At 69.7% G+C, this 1,079-nt stretch carries 1 pseudogene; it reads left to right on the plus strand.

The window, feature by feature from the left end:
- Positions 1-1,079: pseudogene (locus IF00_RS42220) on the plus strand (hypothetical protein); the annotation flags it as partial.

Below are 1,079 nucleotides of genomic sequence, written 5' to 3' on the forward strand. Positions count from 1 at the left end.
CCTCGTCCAGACCCGCACCGGCGCCGGCTTCGACAAGAAGACCCTCTCCGAGGCCCGCTACTTCCGCGGCATCGACGGCGCCCAGGTCAAGAACTCCGCCGGCGTCGCCGTGACCGACCGTGAGCAGTTCGCCGGCATGCTCCGCGACAAGGCCACTTACGACGGCGACGGCGGACCGCTCGTCAGCGCCTCGTCATACGTCCCGTGGCGCTCGGCCGTGACGGCGACCCGCGCCCGCACCGGACTGCCCGCCCTTGAGGCGTACTTCACGGGCACCCAGACGGAGGAGACACGCACCCGGATCACGGGCGGTGAACGCACCACTCGCTCGGTGAAGACCTTCGATTCCGAGGGCCTGGTCGCCACCGTCTCCGATCTCGGCGACGTCGACAAGACCGGTGACGAGAAGTGCACCACCACGACGTACGCCCGCACCGGCACCTCGACGATCCTGGACAAGGTCTCCCGCAGTGAGACCGTCGCCGTCGCCTGCGGCGCGACCGTGTCGCGCCCCGCGGACGTGATCGACGACGTCCGCGCGTACTACGACGGCCTTGCCCTGCACGCGGCACCCACCAAGGGCCTCGTGACCAAGTCCGAGCGGATCAACGGCGCGGGCGCCGGCTACGACATCGTCACCTCCACGCCGAGCGTCTGCGGCGCCGGAAGCACCCAGCTCTGCTACGACATCTACGGTCGGCGGCTGGCCGAGGCCAACGCCTACGGCAAGATCAGTCGCACCGCCTACACCCCCGCCACCGGCGAGGTGGCGACCAGCAGCGTCGTCACCAACCCGCTCGGGCACGCGGTCACCACGGTCTTCTCACCGCGGCGCTCGCTGCCCACCAAGATCACCGATGTGAACGGCAAGGTCACCACGACCGTCCACGACCCGCTGGGCCGGGTGACCAAGGCGTGGCTCCCTGGCAGGGCCCAGGCGACGTACCCCAGCGCGCCGAACATCCAGTACGACTACCTGGTGCGGAACAACGGGCCGGTCGTCGTCACGACGAAGACCCTCACCCACGACAACCAGTACCGCACGAGCTACGCGTTCCAGGACGGCCTGCTCAGGGCGC

The sequence above is a fragment of the Streptomyces flavochromogenes genome, from assembly GCF_000717595.1.
In the GTDB taxonomy this organism is placed as follows: Bacteria; Actinomycetota; Actinomycetes; order Streptomycetales; family Streptomycetaceae; genus Streptomyces; species Streptomyces flavochromogenes.